Source organism: Luteitalea sp. TBR-22 (assembly GCF_016865485.1).
GTDB lineage: Bacteria > Acidobacteriota > Vicinamibacteria > Vicinamibacterales > Vicinamibacteraceae > Luteitalea.
Genome location: NZ_AP024452.1, coordinates 1,428,488 through 1,447,950 on the forward strand (window position 1 = coordinate 1,428,488; position 19,463 = coordinate 1,447,950).

Annotated in this window: 17 protein-coding genes and 1 pseudogene; 11 read left to right on the forward strand and 7 right to left on the reverse strand. The window is 70.3% G+C overall.

Features of this window, described 5'->3' with window-relative positions; all coding sequences use genetic code 11:
• The first annotated feature begins 47 nt into the window (after nucleotides 1-47).
• The 6 genes and pseudogenes from TBR22_RS05845 to TBR22_RS05870 form a co-directional block, all read left to right on the forward strand.
• Entirely contained in the window at nucleotides 48-1,235 is a 1,188-nt protein-coding gene (locus TBR22_RS05845) for an MBOAT family O-acyltransferase (protein WP_239492023.1), read from the forward strand.
• 19 nt (nucleotides 1,236-1,254) lie between these two features.
• Nucleotides 1,255-1,506 (forward strand): acyl carrier protein, encoded by a 252-nt coding sequence (locus tag TBR22_RS05850; protein WP_239492024.1) that lies wholly within the window; start codon nucleotides 1,255-1,257, stop codon nucleotides 1,504-1,506.
• Nucleotides 1,503-2,780, forward strand: coding sequence for a hypothetical protein (locus TBR22_RS05855; RefSeq protein ID WP_239492025.1), 1,278 nt, complete (start codon nucleotides 1,503-1,505; stop codon nucleotides 2,778-2,780). Before TBR22_RS05850 ends, TBR22_RS05855 begins: the two co-directional genes overlap by 4 nt.
• Complete coding sequence (locus TBR22_RS05860; RefSeq protein WP_239492026.1) at nucleotides 2,777-3,712, forward strand: sulfotransferase; 936 nt, start codon at nucleotides 2,777-2,779, stop codon at nucleotides 3,710-3,712. Before TBR22_RS05855 ends, TBR22_RS05860 begins: the two co-directional genes overlap by 4 nt.
• Entirely contained in the window at nucleotides 3,709-5,229 is a 1,521-nt protein-coding gene (locus TBR22_RS05865) for a class I adenylate-forming enzyme family protein (RefSeq protein ID WP_239492027.1), read from the forward strand. Before TBR22_RS05860 ends, TBR22_RS05865 begins: the two co-directional genes overlap by 4 nt.
• A 75-nt stretch (nucleotides 5,230-5,304) precedes the next feature.
• A pseudogene (locus tag TBR22_RS05870) lies at nucleotides 5,305-6,185 on the forward strand (DNA topoisomerase IB); the annotation flags it as partial.
• Nucleotides 6,186-6,414: 229 nt separating this feature from the next.
• Here TBR22_RS05870 and TBR22_RS05875 read toward each other — a convergent pair.
• Entirely contained in the window at nucleotides 6,415-7,254 is an 840-nt protein-coding gene (locus TBR22_RS05875; RefSeq protein ID WP_239492029.1) for a nucleotidyltransferase, read from the reverse strand.
• Here TBR22_RS05875 and TBR22_RS05880 point away from each other — a divergent pair.
• Nucleotides 7,241-7,960, forward strand: a complete 720-nt coding sequence (locus TBR22_RS05880) for a metallophosphoesterase (RefSeq protein WP_239492030.1) — start codon at nucleotides 7,241-7,243, stop codon at nucleotides 7,958-7,960. The genes TBR22_RS05875 and TBR22_RS05880 overlap by 14 nt on opposite strands.
• Nucleotides 7,961-8,005: 45 nt before the next feature.
• Here the strand turns inward: TBR22_RS05880 and TBR22_RS05885 are convergent, their stop codons facing one another.
• On the reverse strand, nucleotides 8,006-8,815 hold the full coding sequence (locus tag TBR22_RS05885; protein WP_239492031.1) for a trans-aconitate 2-methyltransferase: 810 nt from the start codon (nucleotides 8,813-8,815) through the stop codon (nucleotides 8,006-8,008).
• On the opposite strand from TBR22_RS05885, the gene TBR22_RS05890 reads away from it, so the two are divergent.
• The 4 genes from TBR22_RS05890 to TBR22_RS05905 all read left to right on the forward strand — a co-directional run bounded on the left by TBR22_RS05890 (nucleotide 8,814) and on the right by TBR22_RS05905 (nucleotide 14,475).
• A complete protein-coding gene (locus tag TBR22_RS05890) occupies nucleotides 8,814-9,305 on the forward strand; it encodes a pyridoxamine 5'-phosphate oxidase family protein (RefSeq protein WP_255665321.1) in 492 nt (163 codons plus the stop codon). The two genes, TBR22_RS05885 and TBR22_RS05890, sit on opposite strands and share 2 nt — an antisense overlap.
• Nucleotides 9,306-9,471: 166 nt before the next feature.
• A complete protein-coding gene (locus tag TBR22_RS05895) occupies nucleotides 9,472-11,820 on the forward strand; it encodes a TonB-dependent receptor (protein WP_239493478.1) in 2,349 nt (782 codons plus the stop codon).
• Between the two features lie 63 nt (nucleotides 11,821-11,883).
• Complete coding sequence (locus TBR22_RS05900) at nucleotides 11,884-12,642, forward strand: DUF4142 domain-containing protein (RefSeq protein ID WP_239492033.1); 759 nt, start codon at nucleotides 11,884-11,886, stop codon at nucleotides 12,640-12,642.
• A 162-nt stretch (nucleotides 12,643-12,804) separates the two neighbouring features.
• The gene (locus TBR22_RS05905; RefSeq protein ID WP_239492034.1) at nucleotides 12,805-14,475 is read left to right on the forward strand and encodes a hypothetical protein; all 1,671 of its coding nucleotides are present in this window, start codon (nucleotides 12,805-12,807) and stop codon (nucleotides 14,473-14,475) included.
• Nucleotides 14,476-14,547: 72 nt separating this feature from the next.
• On the opposite strand, the gene gvpJ is transcribed toward TBR22_RS05905, so the two are convergent.
• From gvpJ to TBR22_RS05930, 5 genes are read right to left on the reverse strand one after another with little or no spacing between them, the layout of a single operon-like run.
• On the reverse strand, nucleotides 14,548-15,231 hold the full coding sequence (gene gvpJ / locus TBR22_RS05910; RefSeq protein ID WP_239492035.1) for a gas vesicle protein GvpJ: 684 nt from the start codon (nucleotides 15,229-15,231) through the stop codon (nucleotides 14,548-14,550).
• Complete coding sequence (locus TBR22_RS05915; RefSeq protein ID WP_239492036.1) at nucleotides 15,224-16,030, reverse strand: GvpL/GvpF family gas vesicle protein; 807 nt, start codon at nucleotides 16,028-16,030, stop codon at nucleotides 15,224-15,226. Before TBR22_RS05915 ends, gvpJ begins: the two co-directional genes overlap by 8 nt.
• Complete coding sequence (locus TBR22_RS05920; RefSeq protein WP_239492037.1) at nucleotides 16,020-16,322, reverse strand: gas vesicle protein GvpG; 303 nt, start codon at nucleotides 16,320-16,322, stop codon at nucleotides 16,020-16,022. The genes TBR22_RS05915 and TBR22_RS05920 overlap by 11 nt, the downstream gene beginning before the upstream one ends.
• A 3-nt stretch (nucleotides 16,323-16,325) precedes the next feature.
• Nucleotides 16,326-17,210, reverse strand: coding sequence for a GvpL/GvpF family gas vesicle protein (locus TBR22_RS05925; RefSeq protein WP_239492038.1), 885 nt, complete (start codon nucleotides 17,208-17,210; stop codon nucleotides 16,326-16,328).
• Nucleotides 17,207-19,381 (reverse strand): ATP-binding protein, encoded by a 2,175-nt coding sequence (locus TBR22_RS05930; protein ID WP_239492039.1) that lies wholly within the window; start codon nucleotides 19,379-19,381, stop codon nucleotides 17,207-17,209. Before TBR22_RS05930 ends, TBR22_RS05925 begins: the two co-directional genes overlap by 4 nt.
• Nucleotides 19,382-19,463 lie beyond the last annotated feature (82 nt).

The following is a 19,463-nucleotide window of genomic DNA, read 5'->3' on the forward strand; positions in this document are numbered from 1 at the left end:
CCTGCCGTGACCCCAACGCTGCGGACGCTGCCCGGGAACGCGCCCCGATGATCGCCGACCCCTGGTTCTGGGCCTGGCTGGGCCTCGGCGTGCCGCTCTTCTGGGCCCTGCCCGATCGTCACCGGCTTTCGGCGCTGGCCGCCATGTCGGTGATCTACCTGCTGCACCTCGCGCCGGCGACCGTGCTCGCCCTCGGCGCCTGGACCGCCGTCACGTTCGTCGTGGCGCGTCGCGTCCACGCGGGGCAACTGTCGCGCGGGTGGGTGCCCGTGCTCGTGTGCGCGATTCTGGCCTACCTCGCGTTCTACAAGTACGTGCCGGTCATCCGGGCCAGCATCAGCCACGCACCGACGGTGGCCTCCCTGGCGCTGCCGCTGGGCATCAGCTACTTCAGCTTCAAGCTGGTGCACTACGTCATCGAGACGTCCCGAGGGAGCATGCGAGGCCACGGCGTAGCCGACTTCGTCTCCTACATCTTCCTCGTGCCCATCTTCACGGCTGGACCCATCGAGCGCTTCGAGCACTATCTCGGGCAGCGCGAATCGTCCTGGAGCGCCCAGTCGGCGGCCGAAGGCACCATGCGGATCGCGCAGGGACTCATCAAGAAGTTCCTCGTCGGCGAGCTGCTCCTCCTCCCTCTCCTCGGCAGCGTGCGCGACGGCGGCGACCTCCTCACCCTGCTGCCGGGGCTACCGACCTGGAAGGTGTGGGCCTTCTGCGCGCGGACGTTCCTGTACCTCTACGTCGACTTCAGCGCCTACTCCGACATCGCCATCGGGACCAGCCGCCTGTTCGGCCTGCGCATCCTCGAGAACTTCAACTGGCCGATCCTCGCCACCAGCATCGGCGACTTCTGGAAGCGCTGGCACATGACGCTGGCCGGCTGGTGTCAGGCCTACGTCTACATGCCGACCATCGGCCTCACCCGAAACCCGTACGTCGCCACCTACGCGACGTTCGGGGCCATCGGCCTGTGGCATGCCCCGTCCCTCGGATGGATCCTGTGGGGCCTGTACCATGCGACCGGGCTCTCCCTCTACGGCACATGGAGCCGGGAGCGCCGCCGCCGCAAGTGGCGTGGCCTCGACCGGCCGGGGTGGCGCTGGCTCGGCACGCCCGCGACGATGGCCTTCGTCGTCGCCGGCGCGTCGCTCACCGCCCTGGACGGTCACGGCGGGCTCTACGCGCGCCTGCGGGTGCTGGCCAAGTTGTTGTTCATCGATCTTCCCGTGTAACCCCTGTGAGCGAGGTCCCATGTCCCTGACCGACGATGCCCTGATCGAGTTCCTCCGCGAGGACCTCGGCGTCGACACGACCGGCGTGACGCCGCAGACGCCGCTGTTCAGCAGCGGCCTCATCGACTCCTTCTCGCTGGTCACTCTGCTCGGCCACATCGAGCAGACCTGCGGTTTCCGCGTCGGGCCGACCGACGTCAACCTCGACAACTTCGACTCGATCGAGCGCATCCGTGCCTACATCGCGTCGATGGCGGGACCGACCCGGTGAACGCCCAGACGCTGCCGCTCCCGGTCGGCATCCTGAGGCGCGTGGCGGCCCGGGCAGGCACGCCCGCGTTCGTCTACTTCGTCGACCCGATGCGTGCGCGTGTCCGGGCGCTCGGGGAGGCCTTCGCCGGGCGGTTCGACGTCAGTTACGCGATCAAGAGCAACCCCAACGTCGCGCTGCTGCGCGCCCTGCGGGGGCCGCTGGCATGGCTCGACGCCAGTTCGGCCGGCGAGATCGCCCGCGGAATCGAAGCCGGCTACGCGCCGGGTCGCATCGCCTTCAGCGGTCCCGCCAAGCGTGAGGTCGAGGTCGCCTATGCGCTCGACGTCGGTTGTGGCGACATCGTGTGCGAGTCGCTGCGCCAGGTCGAGCTCGTGGATCGACTCGCTCGGGAGCGCGGGCGATCCCAGGCGATTCTGCTCCGCATCAACCCGACAGAGGTGCCCCGCAGGTTCGGGCTGCACATGGGCGGGCGTCCGAGCCAGTTCGGCATCGACGAGGAACAGGTGGACGACGTCGTCGCGGCGGCGACGCGGATGCCGGGTGTCCGGCTCGAGGGCCTGCACGTCTACTCGGCAGGGAACTCGCTCGACGAGGACGCGATTGCCGACAACGTCGCGATCATCGCGGACCTCTTCGCGCGGGTCGTCGATCGCCACGCTCTGCGCCCGTCACGCCTCGTGTTCGGATCCGGTTTCGGCATTCCGTACTTCGACGAGGATCGCGAACTCGACCTGCAGCGCCTGGCCGCGCGCATCGTGCCGACCGTCGATCGCCTCAAGGCCGTGCCCGCGGTCGCCGACGCACGTCTCGTGCTCGAGATGGGGCGCTGGCTGGTCGGCGTGGATGGCTACATGCTGACCTCGGTCGTCGACGCCAAGTCGAGTCGCGGCACCGAGATCAGGTTGTGCGACGCCGGCTTCAACAACCACCTGAGCGCGTGCGGGATGATGGGCACCGTCATGCGCCGGAACTGGCGGTTCTGGAACCTGTCGCGCCCGGATGCGCCGCCGGCCGGACCAGTCCTGCTCGCCGGCCCGCTGTGCGCGAGCTTCGACGTGCTCGGCACCGGTGTCCACCTGCCGGTCACCGAGCCCGGTGACGTGATCGTCGTCGGCTCTTCGGGCGCGTACGGTCCGACGGCGAGTCCGACGCGCTTCATCAGCCATCCGGCGCCACGCGAGATCCTGGTGGACGAAGCGGCAGGTACCGAGGACGACGTCACCGAGTGGACGGCTGGCAGTCCTGAACCGGTCAGCGCAGGTGGACGATGAGTGCCACCGGCTACGAGGGCATCGTGGTGCTCGGGGTGCCGCGCAGCGGCACCACGCTGCTGCGCCGACTGCTGCGCGCCCACCCGGACATCGCCTGCCCGCCGGAGACCAACCTGCTGAGCGCCGCGAGCCGCTTCCTCGAGGAGCAGCGCTTCGCGGGTGGGCTGAGCGTCGGCGTCGTGCCGGGGCTGCACTTTGCGGGCTTCGCGGAAGCGGTGGTCCTCGACCGGCTCCGCGAGTTCGTGTTCGAGTTCTGGCGCGACATCGCCGCGCGCGAGGGCAAGCGTCGCTGGGCGGAGAAGACCGCCGTCGACATCTTCCACCTCGACGCGATCGAGCGCCTCTGTGGGGATCGGTGCCGGTACGTGGCGATCGTCAGGCACCCACTCGACGTGGTGTGCTCGCTCAAGGAACTGGGCGACAAGATGGAGAGCCACCTGCCCGAGCTGTTCGAGTTCGTCCGTCGTCGTCCCGAGACGTACGAGGCGTTCGCCGAGGCCTGGGCGGCCGGGAACCGGCGGCTCCTGGCATTCGCCGATGCGCATCCCGGATGGGTCGTTCGCGTCCGCTACGAGGACCTCACGGCCGACCCACGCACGACGCTCGCCACCATCTTCGACTTCCTGGGCGAGTCCACCGATGTCGATGCGGTGCTCTCGCGCGCCTTCTCGGATGGCGAGTCGGTGGGCCTCGGCGACTGGAAGACGTACGCGAGCCACGAAGTCTCGGCCGGCAGCGTCGGCCGACACCGGACGCTGAGCCCGTGGACCATCGAGCGGTTGTCCCCGCTTGTCGACGACGTCATGGAACGCCTCGGATACGAGCCGATCCGCCGGAAGGGCTCGCCCGGAGACGACCAGCGGCGGCAGGAACTCGCGCGCCTGGTCACGGGCATGAAGCTGTCCTCCTCATCACCTGCCACGTCATCGTGACCGCGACCAACCTGTTCGACGCGTTCTCGGCCACGGTGGCCAGGCACCCCGATCGCGACGCCTTCCGCTGTGGTGACGACTCCTGGACGTACTCGACGTGGCAGCGCCGCGCCGACGACTTCCGGATGGCGTATCGCCGTGCTGGCGTCGTGCGTGGCGATCGCGTCCTCATCTGGATGAGCAACAGCGTCCAGATCGCCGCGGCCATCGTCGGCGCCTGGGCCGAGGATGCCATTCCGGCCCTGATGGATGCGGCCTGCCGCGCGCCCCAGCTCGAGAACGCCGTCCGGACCGCCGCGCCGCGCCTGGTGGTGCGCGCCGCCTCGACGGCCCTGCCGCCGGGCGCCGCCGTCGGCGCCCTCCTCGTGGCCGAGGACGTGCCGCCGGCATCGCTCGATTCGCAGACGAGGAGCCTCTCGCTCCCGACCGACCCGGCATCGATCGTCTTCACCTCCGGGTCCACGGGCCAGCCGAAGGGCGTGGTGCAGTCGCACGGAAACCTGATCCGCGCGTGTGGCGCCGTGGCGTCCTACCTCGGCGTGCGCGAGGACGACGTGCTGCTGTGCCCCGTCCCGTGGAGCTTCGATTACGGGTACGGGCAACTGCTGTCGACGGCCATCCTCGGCGTCACGCAGGTGATCCCCCCGGCGTTCACGCCCTTCGGCATCTGCGAGGCGCTCGAACGGCATCGACCGACCGTCCTGGCCGGCCTGCCTGCGCTGTTCACGTACCTGATGGGCGGCATGTCGCCGATCCTGGGCACCGACCGTTCACCGGTGCGCCTCATCACCAACACGGGCGGGCAGGTACCCGCACCCGTGTTGCGGAGTCTTCGCGACGCATTCCCGCAGGCGACGGTGGTGCTCAACTACGGCCTCACCGAGACCTATCGCAGCTGCTACGTCCCGCAGGGGGTGCCCGATCGGCCAGGGCTCATCGGCCGGCCCATCCCTGGCGCCGACGTCGTCATCGTGCGCGAGGACGGCAGCCTCGCCGACGAGGGCGAGGAGGGCGAGATCGTCCATCGCGGCGACTACGTATGCCTCGGGTACTGGAACGACCCGGAGGCCACCGCTCGCAGCGTGCGCCCCGATCCTCTGCTGCCGGCGGGGACGCCGTTCCCGGGCCGCGCCGTGTACACGGGTGACTACGGGTACCGCGACGCCGACGGCTTCGTCGTGTACCGCGGCCGGCGCGATCACCTGCTGAAGTCGATGGGGATCCGGGTGTCGCCGGGCGAAATCGAGCACCTGCTGTACGAGTCAGGCCTGGTCGAACTCGCCGCGGTGTTCGGACGGCCGCACGAACTCCTGGGACATGAGGTCTGGGCCGCGGTGACCTTCAAGGCCGGCGTGACCGATGGCCGGGCGCGCCTCACGCGCTACGCCCGCGACGTGATGACGCCGGCGATGCTCCCGCGTCGTTATCTCTACAAGGACGCCATGCCTCGCACGACCACCGGGAAGATCGACTACCCGGCATTGCGCGCGGAAGCCGACGCCCTCGCCGCCGGGTAGAAGGACAGGCGTCCTTCTTGCACCACCGGGGGCATGGCCGCCCCGATTCTCGCGACCGACCTTCCGGCGCCCGTCATGACCCGCGCGGCGCTCGAGCAACCGACGGGCGAGGACGCCGCGGACCTCGCCGAACTCCGGTACGTCGACGACACCGGCCCCGGCATCACCCGCGTGCTGTCGCGCACCCGCGCCACGTACCGGTCGCCCGAGGGCCGCGTGGTGCGCGACGCCGCCACGCTGGCGCGGATCCGCAGCCTGGCGATTCCGCCGGCCTGGACGCGCGTGTGGATCTGCCCGCGCGCCGACGGCCACATCCAGGCGACGGGACGAGACGCCCGGGGCCGGAAGCAGTACCGCTACCACCCGCGTTGGCAGCAGGTGCGCGACGCCGCCAAGTACGGCCGACTGCTGGCCTTCGGGCGCGCCCTGCCACTGCTCCGTGCGCGGGTGATGCGCGACCTGCAGGCGCCACCGCTCTCGCACACCCGCGTGCTGGCCACCGTCGTGCGCCTGCTCGAGACCACGCTGATCCGGGTCGGCAACGAGGAGTACGCGCGCACGAACCAGTCGTTCGGGCTGACCACGCTGCGCGACCGGCACGCGACCGTCACCAACGATCGGCTGCGGTTCCGCTTCCGGGCCAAGAGTGGCGTCTGGCAGGAAGTCGAGCTGCGGGACGCGCGGCTGGCCCGCACCGTCAAGCGCTGCCAGGACCTGCCCGGGCAGGTGCTCTTCCAGTACGTGGATGCCGACGGCACGCGTCAGCGTGTGACGTCAGAGGACGTCAACGCCTACCTCGGCGAGGTGACCGGACAGCCGTTCACGGCAAGGACTTCCGCACGTGGGCCGGCACCGTCCTGGCCGCCTCTGCCCTGCAGGAACTCGAGCACGTCGACACCGCGGCCGGTCGCAAGCGCAATGTCACGCGGGCCATCGAGCGCGTCGCCAGGCAACTGGGCAACACGAAGGCCGTGTGCCGTCGCTGTTACGTGCATCCGGCCGTCCTCGACCACTACCTCGACGGGGCGACGCTGGAGGTGCTGCGGGAGAAGGCCGCCGACCTGATGGTGAAGCAGGGCCGACACCTGTCGCGTGAGGAGACGGCGGTGCTGGCGCTGCTGCACCGCCGGATGACCCGCGCCGCGCGCGCCACGCCTCGCCGCAAGGCCTCCTGAGCGCCCGACCTCACTGCTCGTGGTGGTCCTCGTCGATGGCGCGGGTCCAGATCTCGAGGGCATCTGCCTGCATGTGCCCGCGGGCGAGCCGCGCGTCGAGATAGCCCAGTTGCGAGACGTCGGCGAGGTACTGCTCCCGGGAGAGAAGCGTGCCGAAGCAGGTCCGTTCCCCGCCGCTGCCGGGACGCGACAGGTCGGAGAGCACCTCGGCCACCACCCAGGGCGGCAGCAGCGCCTCGGCATCCGAGTACGCGAACCTGAAGAGCAGGAGGTGCGCGGCGAGCACCAGTCGATACTCGCCGTAGCGAGCGATGAGGCGCGGCCAGTCGATGACGTGTCCGCGGGCCCGCAACAGGTGCAGCACGTCGGCGCCGTCGAAGCGCTCCCGCTCCATCACGAACGACTTCGACCAGATCAGCTCCTCGATCGGTGACAGCTTCACCGGGATGCCGTACAGCGTCACGTCAGCCGCGTAGCGGAACCAGTCGCCGTCGACGCGCGCCACGCCGTTGCCGCTCGAGAAGATCAGGTCCATCGCGAGATCCTCCCGCCTGGCCTTGGCCAGCCAGTGCGGGAACGGAACGTGCGTGGCGAACCCTGCGTCGGTGAGGGAGCGGAGCGTGCGCGCGAGGTCGTCGGGCGCCACGAAGAGGTCGAGGTCCTTGGTGGCCCGCACCACTCCGGTGTACTGGGTGAAGGCGAAGGTGCCGCCCACCAGGAACTGGATGCCGCGCTCATGGAGCACGCGCAGCGCATCGGCGCATGCGGCCTCGTGAGCCTGCCCCGCCGTCGAGGACCCTGACGCGATCATGGCGAGGGTCGGAAAGGCAAGGACGATGCCAGTGCGCATCGCGGCGATGGGCGACATGCATGTCGGCCGTACCGCGTCACCTTCGATCTCGCAGGCCTTCGGGCGCGTGCGCGAACTCGCCGACGTGCTGGTGCTGTGCGGCGACCTCACCGACCGCGGCACCGAGGAGGAAGCCGCGCAGCTCGCGCGTGACCTCAAGGGCGTGGGCGTGCCCGTCGTCGCGGTGCTCGGCAACCACGACTTCGAGGCGGGCGCCCCGGCCCTGGTGTCGCGCATCCTGTCGGATGCCGGGGTCCACATGCTCGATGGCGAGGCCATCGAGGTGCTCGGCGTCGGGTTTGCGGGCATCAAGGGCTTCGGCGGTGGCTTCGGCCGCGGCGCGCTCGGGCCCTGGGGCGAGCCGGCCATCAAGGCGTTCGTGCAGGAGGCCGTCGACGAAGCCATGAAGCTCGAGACGGCGCTGGCGCGCCTGCGCACGCCGCGGAAGGTGGCGGTGCTGCACTACGCGCCGATCAGGGAGACCGTCGAGGACGAGCCACCCGAGATCTTCCCGTACCTGGGCTCGAGCCGTCTCGAGGAGCCCCTGTCACGCTACCCGGTGGACGTCGTGTTCCATGGGCACGCCCACGGCGGACGGTTCGAGGGGCGCACGGCCGCCGGCGTGCCGGTCTTCAACGTCGCCGCGCCATTGCTGATCCGCCGCAGTCCCGACGCGCCGCCCCTGCACGTGGTGACCTTCGAGTGAACGCCGGAGAGGGGGCGGTCCCCTGGGACGCCTGCCTCTCGAGTCCTACGCAGGCTTGCGCCCCACCATCACGATGGCGCGCGAGTGGCTGCGGAGGCGCTCGCCGCGGTAGCCGCCCCACACCTGCTCGATCTCGAAGCCGGTATGCAGGAACAGCAACTGCAACTCGCGCGGGAAGTAGACGTGGCTCTCGAAGTCGCTGATGTAGCGCCGCGCCTGCTCGTCGTCGGGACGCATCTCGAAGCGGTCGTACAGGAAGTGCACGTGGGCGCGCTGCCGGTGTGCCTCGTAGCGCGTCGTCTTGTACCGGATCAGCCGATGCTTCCCGTCGTCGCTCTCCTGGTCGATGTCCATCTCGACGAGCGCCCGAGGCGGCGACGCCATCGAGTCGCCATAGGCGGTGAGGTTGGGCATGGTCAGGTCGACCACGAAGCGGCCACCCGGCGACAGGTTCTCGAAGGCGGCGCGCCATGCGCGGAGCTGATCCTCGAGTTCCAGCAGGTGCGCGAGGGTCGAGCAGGGCACGATGACCAGATCCACCGGGGGCGTGATGGACCAGTCCCGGATGTCCTCGCGCCGCAGGTGTACGCGACTGCGGCAGGTCGCAGGGATCTGCGCCAGCTTGGCCTCGGCCTGTCCCAGCATCTCGTCGGACATGTCGATGCCCAGGAGCGTGAGGTCGTGCTCGTCGGCCATCTCGGCCAGTGGCACTGTGATGCGCCCACTGCCGCAGCCGAGTTCGACGACACGCCGCGCCTCGAGGCGTACGACGAGGCGTTGATAGAAAGCGATGTCCTCTTCGTCGGTGCCGTGCTCGAGGTCGTACTCCCCGGGGCGCGAGTAGATGGTGGCCATGGTTGACGTCGTAGCAAGCGAGGTGCCGGGAACCGACCTTGCAATCGCCAGCCTCCGGACAGGAGGGCCAGTGGAGCAGCGCGACAGGATTTTCGGGATGTTGCGGACCTGCGGGACCGTGATGCTCGTCACCAGCAGTGCGGAAGGACGTCTCGAAGGGCGCCCGATGCAGGTGGTCGAGATCGACGACCGCACGGGGAACATCTGGTTCCTGACCGGTCGCGACTCTCGCAAGGTGCACGAGGTGGCCGGCCATGCGCAGGTGGCCCTGGTGTGCCAGGACGAGCGGAACGCCTACCTGTCGGTCTCGGGAGTCGGCATGGTGGTGCACGAGCCGGCGCGCGTGCGGGAGGTGTGGCGCGAGTCGTTCCGCGTGTGGTTCCCTGACGGACCCGATGACCCGAACCTGCGCCTGCTCGTCGTCGAACCGTTGACCGCCGAGTACTGGGACACCCCTGGCCCCGGCAAGGTGGAGTACCTGAGCCTTTGACTCGGGCAGCAGCGCTCCGTGCGTGGGCGTGGGGACGCGGCGGTCGCCACGCTCCACGCCCGGTAGCCGCCGTCGATGGGGCAACGCGCCACGGTGGAGACCTCGGCCGGACGGCCCGCGTCGTAAGCAGGTGAACTCCGTTCGTACTGCGTGTGTCGTGTTGTGGATGCTCGGGGCCGCCGCCTTGGCGCCCGGGTCGGTCGGGGCGCAGGACACCACCGGCGTCGGCGCCATCACGGGAAAAATCAGCCGTCAGGACGGCGCGCCGGCCGCCGACATCGCCGTGTGCGTCGTCGAGACCTCGCAGTGCGCGGTGAGCGCCGCCGACGGCACGTTCCGCATCGGCGACGTGCGGGCCGGGGCCTATCGGCTCGAGATCACGCCGGCTGGTGGCACGCCCATCCAGAGCGATCCGGTGACGGTGCGGGCCGGACTCGAGGGCCGGGTCGAGGTGACGCTGCCCACCCTCGAGGGGCTCACGCAGACCGTCACGGTCACCGCGCCCGCCTTCGTCCCGTCCGAAGAGATCAAGAACTCCTCGTACCTGATCCGGCAGGAGGAGATCCTCACCAATGCGGCAGCCTTGCAGGACGTGTCGCGCTACGTGCAGACGCTTCCTGGCGTGGTGCCCGGCACCAACGACTTCCGCAACGACATCATCGTGCGTGGTGGCAGCCCGCTCGAGAACCTGTTCGTCGTCGACAACATCGAGATCCCGAACATCAACACGTTCGCCAACTTCGCCTCGGCCGGGGGCACGGTCAGCATTCTGGACGCCAACCTGATCCAGGACGTCACGTTCCTCACCGGCGGCTACCCGGCGCCGTACATCAATCGCGCGTCAAGCGTGCTGCAGGTCACGCAACGCGAGGGAAGCCGCGACGACATCGGCGGCCGCGCGACGTTCGGCTTCGCGGGCGCCGGCGGCATCGTCGAAGGCCCGATCGGTCGCGAGAAGAAGGGTTCGTGGATCGTCTCGGCGCGCCGCAGCATCCTCGACCTGTTCTCCGACGACGTGGGGTTCGGCGGCGTGCCGACGCTGTACACGATCAACGCCAAGGCGACCTACGACCTGAGCCCGAAGGACCGCATCTGGCTGATCAACGTGACCGGCTTCGACAACATCCGGCTCGGTCGCACCGACGATGCAGAGGACATCGCCGACGAGATCAACACGTTCGACATCCGCTATGAAGGGCAGCGTTCGTCGACGGGCGTCAACTGGCAGCGGCTGCTCGGCGATCGCACGGTGGGGCTGCTCGGCGTGACCTTCTCGGCGGCGCGTGTCGACCAGCAGGTCAAGGACCTGGCCTTCGGCGGCGTCGTCGCGCCACCCGACGTGCCGGCCGAGGAACTCATCGCCACGAGCCCGGTCGTCTTCAGCGAGAACTCCGGCGAGGACGAGACCACCCTGAAGTACGACCTGACGACGGAACTCGGGCGCGCCTTCAAGCTGCAGGTGGGCGGCAGCTTCAAGGCCTTCCGCATCGACTACGACACGGCGTCCCCCTACGGCAACGACAGCCCGTACGTGCAGGAGCCCGGCTTCGCCCCGTTCAACCTGACGCGAAAGTTCACCTCCACGCAAGCTGGCGCCTACGTGCAGGCGACCCAGGACCTGTCGCGCCGACTCAACGTCACCTACGGCGCGCGCGTCGACTACTACGACTACCTGTCGTCCACGAAGATCAGCCCGCGCGCCGGCGCCAGCTATGCCTTCAACGAGGCGTGGTCCTGGCGCGGCAGCTACGGCCGCTACTACCAGCAGCCGTTCTTCCTGTTCCTCGCCGCGTTCGAGCAGAACCGGCTGCTGGTGCCCTTCGAGGCCGACCACTTCGTGACCGGTGTGTCATACACGGGCGCCGGCCGCATGCGCGCCACCGCCGAGGTCTACCACAAGCAGTACCGCAACTACCCGGTAGCGGCAGACATCCCGCAGCTGTCGCTGGCCAACATCGGCGATACGTTCGCGACGCGCGACATCCTCTTTCCGCTCCTGAGCGACGGCAAGGGCGAGGTGACCGGCGTCGAGTTCCTCGCGGAGCGCAAGCCCGGCGGGCGCTGGTACGGGCAGGCCAGCGTGGCCATCTCACGCGCCCGACACGCCGGGCTCGACCAGGTGCTGCGGCCGGGCTCGTTCGATTACCCGGTGGTCGTCAACCTCACCGGTTCGTGGCTGTTCGCCGATCGCTGGCAGGCCTCGGCTCGCGCGGTCTACCTCTCGGGCCGGCCGTACACGCCGTTCGACGTCGTCACGTCCACGCAACAGAACCGCGGGGTGTACGACCTGGCGCAGGTCAACGGCCTGCGTGCCGACGACTACTTCAGGCTCGACGCCCGCGTCGACCGCTCGTTCATCATCGGCGGCCAGCGGGTCACCTTCTTTGCAGGCGCGCAGAACCTGACCAACCGCAAGAACTTCGCGACCCTCGGCTGGAACCGCACCAACAACATGGCCGAGATCAACACGCAGAACGGCATCTTCCCGCTGATCGGCTTCGACTGGCCCTTCTGATCGCCAGCCGGCGGCTCGTGGCCCGCCACTTGCACCCGAATGCACCCGAAAGGGAATGCATTCATGAAGCAGATCTACAGTCTTACCGGGACCATCGTCATCGTTTCCGCACTGGCCGTCGTGCCGGCCGAGGCGCAATCCACCCAGGGCCAGTCGGGCGCCCCTTCCGGAAGCCGCCAGTCCACCGGAGCCGGCTCCAGCGGCCAGACGACCGGGAGCGGCAGCAGTGCTCGGCCGCAGGATCGCGAGCGCGACAAGGTGACCAGTTACGGCGAGAAGGTCGGCGAGGACGTGCCGGCCGCCGGCACGCAGACCGACCAGCGCGGCCGCACCGCCGCCAAGGGCGCCTCGGACGCCTCCGGTGCGCTGAAGGGGCCGGATCGGGCGTTCATGCTGGAGGCGATGGAGGGCAACCGTGCCGAGGTCGAACTCGCCCGGCTGGCCCAACAGAAGGCCGACAGCCAGGCCGTGCGTGATCTCGCGAAGATGATCGAGACGCATCACGAGCAGGCCGGCCGGAAGTTGCAGTCGATTGCCGCGTCCGTCGGGGCCAGCGACAGCGCGATGGACCTCAAGCCGACGCACAAGCAACTGCAGGAGCGGCTCTCGCGACTCGAAGGCGCCACGTTCGACAAGGCGTACGCGGACGAGATGGTCAAGGATCACCAGAAGGACATCCAGGCCTATCAGAAGGCGACCCGCCAACTCCAGCATCCCGCCCTCAAGACCTACGCCACCGAGACGCTGCCGACGCTCGAACAGCATCTCGATCAGGCGCGGGCGGCGCAGCAGCAGACGGGCAGCCAGCCGAAGACGCAGTAACAGCGCACCGACCAGGCCCGTAGCCGGCTCGGCAGGGCCGGCTCCGGCCGGCCCTGCGCAACCCCGCGCATCGGTCGCGAATCAGGCCTCACTTCCGCATCGCTCGCCCGACCAGCGTGCGAGCCCTCACACACCGGCCCTGTCCTTGCAGGGTGGATGCCGATGCTCGTGTACCGAAGTGCGGGCCGAGACGTCGATCCCGGACTGGAGATCTCGCGATGCCTCACGATGGCCGCCGACGACGTCGACGAGGCCACCACGAGGCTCCTCGGGCTCGGCAGCCTGGAGGCGTCGCTCGTTGATGGCTGGTGCCGTACCCGCGACGGCATGGATCCGCGCGCCACGACCTTCAGCGTCGCCTCGCGCTGGGCCGCACGGGTGCTGCTGGCGTTGGATGCCGGCGATGAGCCCGCCGCGGCCGCGGCCGAACGGCACTTCCGATCCGCGACATCGGCGTGTCTCCGGTTGACGCTGCCGGCTCATGCGCACCTGCGGGTGCCCGAGGGATTCGCCTACTATGCCGTGCATCCGCTGGCGTACGCCGCCGCGGTCGCGCGATGCCTGGCTCGCGAGCGTCCCCCGCGCGTCGTCGTCGTGGGCCTGCGGACCATCGGCGCGACGCTCGCCGCCGTGGCGGCCGCCCGCTGCGAGGCCGAGGGGGTGCCGGTCTGGAGCACCACGCTGCGACCCCGCGGGCATCCCTTCGCGCGCGAATACGAAGTCGAGCAGGCGTGGTCCGCGCAGGTCGAGGCGCAGCGCGGCGCCCTGTGCCTGATCGTCGACGAGGGGCCGGGCCTGAGCGGATCGTCGTTGGTGAGTGCGGCGGCGCTGCTGGAGCGGCACGGGCACCTGCCGTCGCGGATCGTGTTCGTCTGCAGCCACGACCCCGACCCGTCGGTGCTCAAGGCCGCGGATGCGCGCGAACGATGGCGTCGGTACGGCAGGGAAGTGGCCCTCATCCGGTCACCCGACTTCGCCCAGGACTGGTCGGCGGGACACTGGCGCGAGCATATCGGCCTGCCGCCGTCGGCCTGGCCGGCGGTGCACCCGCAGCACGAGCGTCACAAGGGCGTGCCTGGCACGCATCCCGACCAGTTGCACAAGTTCGTCGGCCTCGGCCCCTATGGCCTGGCGGTCCGGCGGCGCGCCGAGCGGGCAGCGGAGGCCGGCTTCGGGGTGCCCATCCTGGGCCATCACGATGGCTACCTCCAGATGCGTCGCGTGTCGCCCACCCTGCCGCTCGATCGCCGCGGCAGCGAAGCGCTGGCCGGCGCGCTCACGACCTACCTGCCGTGGCGTGCCTCCGCGATGCAGACCGGCGCACGGGCCGACGTTGACGCCGCCCTCGCACTGCTCGAGGGCAACACGCGGGAACACTTCGGCTCGCGGCTCGACGCCGGCCTGCTGCCGCTCGAAGGCCTGGCCCATCGCGCCGGCGCGCAGCCGGCCGTCGTGCTCGACGGACACCTCGCCCCGTGGGAGTGGCTCCAGACGCCGCAGGGCGTCGTCAAGGTGGACACGGCCGAACACGGCGACGATCACTTCCAGCCCGGGCCTCACGACATCGCGTGGGACGTCGCGGCGGCGCTCGAGGAGTTCACGTGGACGACGCCCGAGCGCACCTCGCTCGTCGAGCGCCTGACGAGGGCGATGCGCGACCCGGGGCTGGCGACACGACTGCGGTACATGCAGCCGTGCTACCTCGCCGCCCGGCTCGGCTACAGCACGCTGGCGGCCGAGACCCTTGGCGACACGCCCGACGGACTGCGCTTCGGGCGCCTGCGCAATCGCTACGCACATCGCCTGTCGGAAGCCCTCACTATCACGAGCTAGCTGCCGAGTCGCGGCGCACCCGCCTGGCCCCCGGCCGTCCCTGCGGCGGCGGTCGCCGTCCGCGACGATGGGTCAGAGCAATCGTCCCAATGGTCCCAGGTCGAGGTTGAGGTCGGCGGGATCGAGTCCCGCCTGGGCGGCCAGGTCGACGATCGTCTGCTCGAGCTCGTGCAGGCTGCGACCCAGTCGCTCGACTTCGGCGTCGGTCAGTCGCTCCGCCTCCATCTGCCTGATGGCGCGCCGTTCGAGCAGTTGCCTGATCACCTCGACGAGCGTCAGCACCAGCTTCATCACGCTGCGGCGGACGTTGTCCGGGTCGACGTCCCAGCGTCCTGACGGGACGTGGACGGGCGCTGGTTCCCGGGCGGCGATGCCGGCGGCCGGGAGCGAATCGGCCGCGGGGCGCGGCGACGGCGCCGCGTCGATGTCCTCGATGCGCCAGGGGGGGGCCGGGGCCTCTGCCGTCACGTCGGTGGCGACCACCTCCGCCTGCGCCTGCTCCCTGGCGTCCGACGCGGGGCTCGAGTGACCTCCTGATGGCGAGTCGCCCGGTGGCGAGGAGGCCGCGAGCCGCTCGGCGCTCACCAGCAGGGCGGCGAGCTTCAGCGTGATCAGGTCGATGCCGGCGATGCCGAGGGCGACGTCGCCCTGCAGGACCACGCCCTTGTCCACGAGGCTGTCGATCACGTCGACGAGGCTGGCCTGGCCGCCGGTCAACGAGGCCGCCAGGCTCTGCGTCGGCTGGCGTTCATCCATCGAGCGGCTCGTCGATGAACGTGAAGGGCGGCCAGGGGCCGGTGAGGGTGACTTCGTGCCCGTGGCCGCGCATCTCCCGCGCCAGGGCCCGGATGTCGCGTGCGAACGCGCTGCCGCCGGTCACCGGCACCAGCGCGGCCAGGTCCAGCCACACGCGTCCGCCCTCGGCTGGCAGCGGGCGGTGTCGTACGTCCTCGGCGTGGGCCCGGACGCGCGCTTCCACCAGCGCCGGCCAGCGCTCGTCGACGGCGATGGGCTGTCGCTCGCGCAGCAGGGCCCGCTTGCGCTCGAGGAAGTCGCGGCCGCTGGCCGGCGCGGGGGTGAGCCGGCGGACGGTGGCGGGAGGGACGCCGGCCGGTGCCAGCTGGGCGCGTGAGGCGCGCACCCCGTACTCGACCCGCCCGTCGAGCCGCTCGAACAGCACGGCGAGGCCTGGCAAGGCGTCACGCACGTGCGCGAGCGCCCGGGCCTCGGTGGCGAAGATCGTGAACAGGCGCAAGGGCACCACCGGACCGGACCGCATGGCGCGGCCGAGCAGGTCGTGATGGCTCGCCGCGCAGCGCCCGAGCCACTCGAGGTCCTCGAGCCGGCTGCGGATGGCCTCCTCGGTGAAGCCCGCCGCCGGCACGTCGGACACGATCATCCAGTGGCGTTCGGTCACCGCGATCGCGCGAGCGCTGCCGACCGCGCCGGGCATGCCCGTCACCCGCCCGAGGCGGGGCACGGTGTCGGAACGCAGTACCCCGTGCACGTGCAGGAGTCGGTCCGGCTCGTGTGACGTCGAATCCTTACGCGTCATCGTCGCCACCGAACGTCACCGCGACCTCGCCGACACGGAGTGCCCCCTGACCGTCACCAGCCTGCAGCGGGTCCTCCCGGCGGGCCCGCGCCTCGCGAAGGGCCGCGATGATGTCCTGCTCGCGCGCCAGGAACTCCTCGTCGCCGATCTCGCCGAGTTCCACGGCCATCTGCGCGGCGACCAGTTCCTCCTGCAGCAGGCGCACCTCGTCGCGCTCCTGGTCGACCGCCAGGGCCACCTTGTCGAGCACGAACCGCAGGCCGCCGACGAGCAGCGAGTCGATCAGGAACATGTGTCAGGCGCGCTCCAGCTTCAGCCGGATGTTGACGAAGTTGTAGGGCGGCCAGGGGCCCGTGTACTTGAAGGTCAGCTTGTCGAACCGCGCGCCGAGTTCCTTGACGCGGGCGTCGAAGGCCGCTTCCTGCTGGCGCGACACCAGGAACGCCGCGTTCATGATCATGCGGTCGCCGATCGGCTTGTTCGAGCGCGACGCGACCGCGACGTCGCGCAGGCCGCCGAAGATGTCGGCGATGTACCGCTCGGCGCGCGCCTGCAGGGCCGCGTCGACGAGTCGCCCGTACTGCATGCGCGCGAAGTACGTGGAGCCACGCTGGGCTGCCAGCTGGGCACGCACCCGGCGGATGTCCTCGTCCTCCTCCTCGATCTGCCGCACGACGGCGTCGCGGTCCCAGAGCACCTTGAGGCCGAACTCGAGCTTGTGCTCCATCTTGTCGAGCACGTCGACGAAGGCGTCGTAGGCCGAGCGGAGGAACTCGATGATGTCGTCGCGGGTCTTGAAGACGGTGCCGAACGACATCGGCAGCACCGTGTGCTCCTGCATCACCGTCTCGTTCACGCGCTGGTGCGCCAGGACGTTGTCGCGCGTCGGGTCCTGCGTCCCCATCGGCACGTCGGACACCACGGCGGCCAGGTCGCCCCATTGCACCGTGGTCACCTCGGTGGGGGTCGGCCCGATCCCGAGGCGCCCGAAGGAGAGCGGACGCTCCGCCCTGACGATGCAGTACGCGTACTTGCCGAGCGAGGGCTCGGCCGCCGCCGCGGCCGTGGTGCGCCGCCGTGGCCGTGGCGCCGGGGCGGGGGCGAGTTCACGGGTGGCCGTGGCCGGACGCCGGCTCGTGCGGGCGGTCGTGGGACGGGATGTGGGAGCGCGCTTGGTCATGGTTCGAGGGGCATGGCCGCCAGCGTGGCCTCGCCGGTGGCCTGTTCGAGCAAGCCTGCCGACGCGCGCGTGCGTCCGACCGGCAGGGTGAGCGTGAAGGTCGAGCCGATGCCGAGTGCGCTCGTGAGCGACAGGCGCCCCTCGAGCATCGTCGCCAGGCGGCGGCAGATGGCCAGGCCGAGTCCCGTGCCGGGATAGGCACGGGTGGGCGAGTTGTCCACCTGCTGGAAGTCCTCGAAGACGCGCTGCTGGTGCGCCGGGTCGATGCCGATGCCGGTGTCGGACACGTGCACGTGCAGCAGCCGCGTCGATGGATCGTGGTCGGCGCGGATGCAGATCGAGCCGTCGGGCGTGAACTTCAACGCGTTGCTGAGCAGGTTCACCAGGATCTGCTTCACCTTCTGCCGGTCGGTGTGCAGGATCGGCAGGTCGGCCGGCACGCGCGTCTCGAGCGCCACCGGCGAACGCGCGATCACCGGCTCGAGCTCCTGCGTCACCTCCGACACGAGCGCCTGCAGCGGGAAGCGCTCGCGGGTCAGCGGCATCCGCCCGGCCTCGATGCGCGAGATGTCGAGGATGTCGTTGATCAGCGAGAGCAGGTGGCGCCCGTTGGCGTCGACCCGCGACAGCGTCCGGCGCTGCGCCACCGACACTGCGCCGTAGGCCTCCTCGAGCAGCATGCTCGTGTAGCCGAGGATCGCATTCAGCGGCGTGCGGAACTCGTGCGACATGTTGGCCAGGAACTGCGACTTCAGTGTCGAGGCCTGCTCCAGCTCGAGCGCCTGCCGTCGCAGCAGCTCGTTCTGCGAGGCGAGCTCCGCGGTCGCCGCCTGCACCTTGGCCTCGAGCTCGCTCGAGGCCCGCTTCAGCTCGCCGAACAGCCGCGCGTTCTCGAGCGCCTCGGTGCGGTCGTGCAGGATCGTCACGACGGCGACCAGCTCGTTGTGCTCCGAGAGGATCTTGCCGGCCACCGCCTCCACGGGCAGCGCGCGTCCCGACAGCGGATCGGTCAGCCCGATGTGCGACCGCCACCGCTGGTCGCGACCGCTCACCAGCAACGAAGACACGAACGAGGAGAAGTGCGCGTCGTTGGCGCGCACGCGGCGCTGCTCGGCCACTCCACCTCCCGGTGGCACGTCGAACAGCCGCTCGGCCGGCGCGTTCATCATCAGCGTCTCGCCCGACGGGCCGGTGACGACGATGGGATCGGCCACCGAGTCCATGATGAGGTCGAGCCGATGGCGCTCGGCGCGCACGTCGGCGTCGGCGAGGCGCAGCTTGCGGTAGTTTTCGTCGAGCTCCATGCGCGCGCGACCGAGGTCGGTGACGTCGCGGAGCACCGAGACCATCGCCGTGCCCTGGTCGGCATCCCTGACCGGCGCGGTCAGCAACTCGAACAGCAGGTCGGAGCCGTCGTCGGGGTCGACGAGCACGACCTCGCGCGCCGGCGGGTCGGAGCCGCCGGCGAAGGCGCTCGAGAGGGCGGCCGAGAAGAACAGGTTGTTCAGCGCCACGGCGTGGCGGCGGCCCTCGCTCGCTTCGTCACCGGCGGCGAGCAACCGCTCGGCGTGCGCGTTGCCCATGATCAGCTTGCCCTGGCCATCGGTCAGCAGCAGCGGGTCGGTGACGGCGTTGAAGATCGTGTACAGCAGCCGGCGCTCGTGCTCGAAGGCGCTGCGGGTGCTCGCGGTGTGGGAGCCGAGGGCCGACAGCTTGTCGCCGAGCACGGCAGCGACCCAGGGCACCACGGGGTCGACCACCTCGCGCATGGCCCGCAGCATCAGCAGGCCGACCGGCATGCGTCGCTGCGCGCTCCACATCGGCACCACGTGCACCGGCCAGGGCCCGAAGACGACGTCGGGCGGCAGCGCCCCCGCTGCGAACAGCGTCGGCTGGTCGACGGCGAGGGCCTGCACGACGGGGTGGGCGTGATCGGCCAGGTCGAGCGAGAACTCGCCAGCGCGGCCCGACGAGAGGCCGATGGCGGCGATGCCCCACAGGCGCGTCAGGTCGGCCGCCGAGGCGGCCACGAGTGCGTGGGTCACGCCGGCATGGGCGGCCAGCCACTCGAGCGCCTCCCGGGCGCACGACGCGGCGTCCTCGCAGGAGATGAAGAACTCGAGCAGCCCGATCCGCGGATCGTGCTGGTGCGTGCCCGTGGCCCGGGCCACGCCTGATCGTCGCTGCTTCGCCACGCGTCCCTCGCCCGCGCGTGCCGGCCGGTCAGCGCGCCGTGCGGCTGCGGCGCACCGT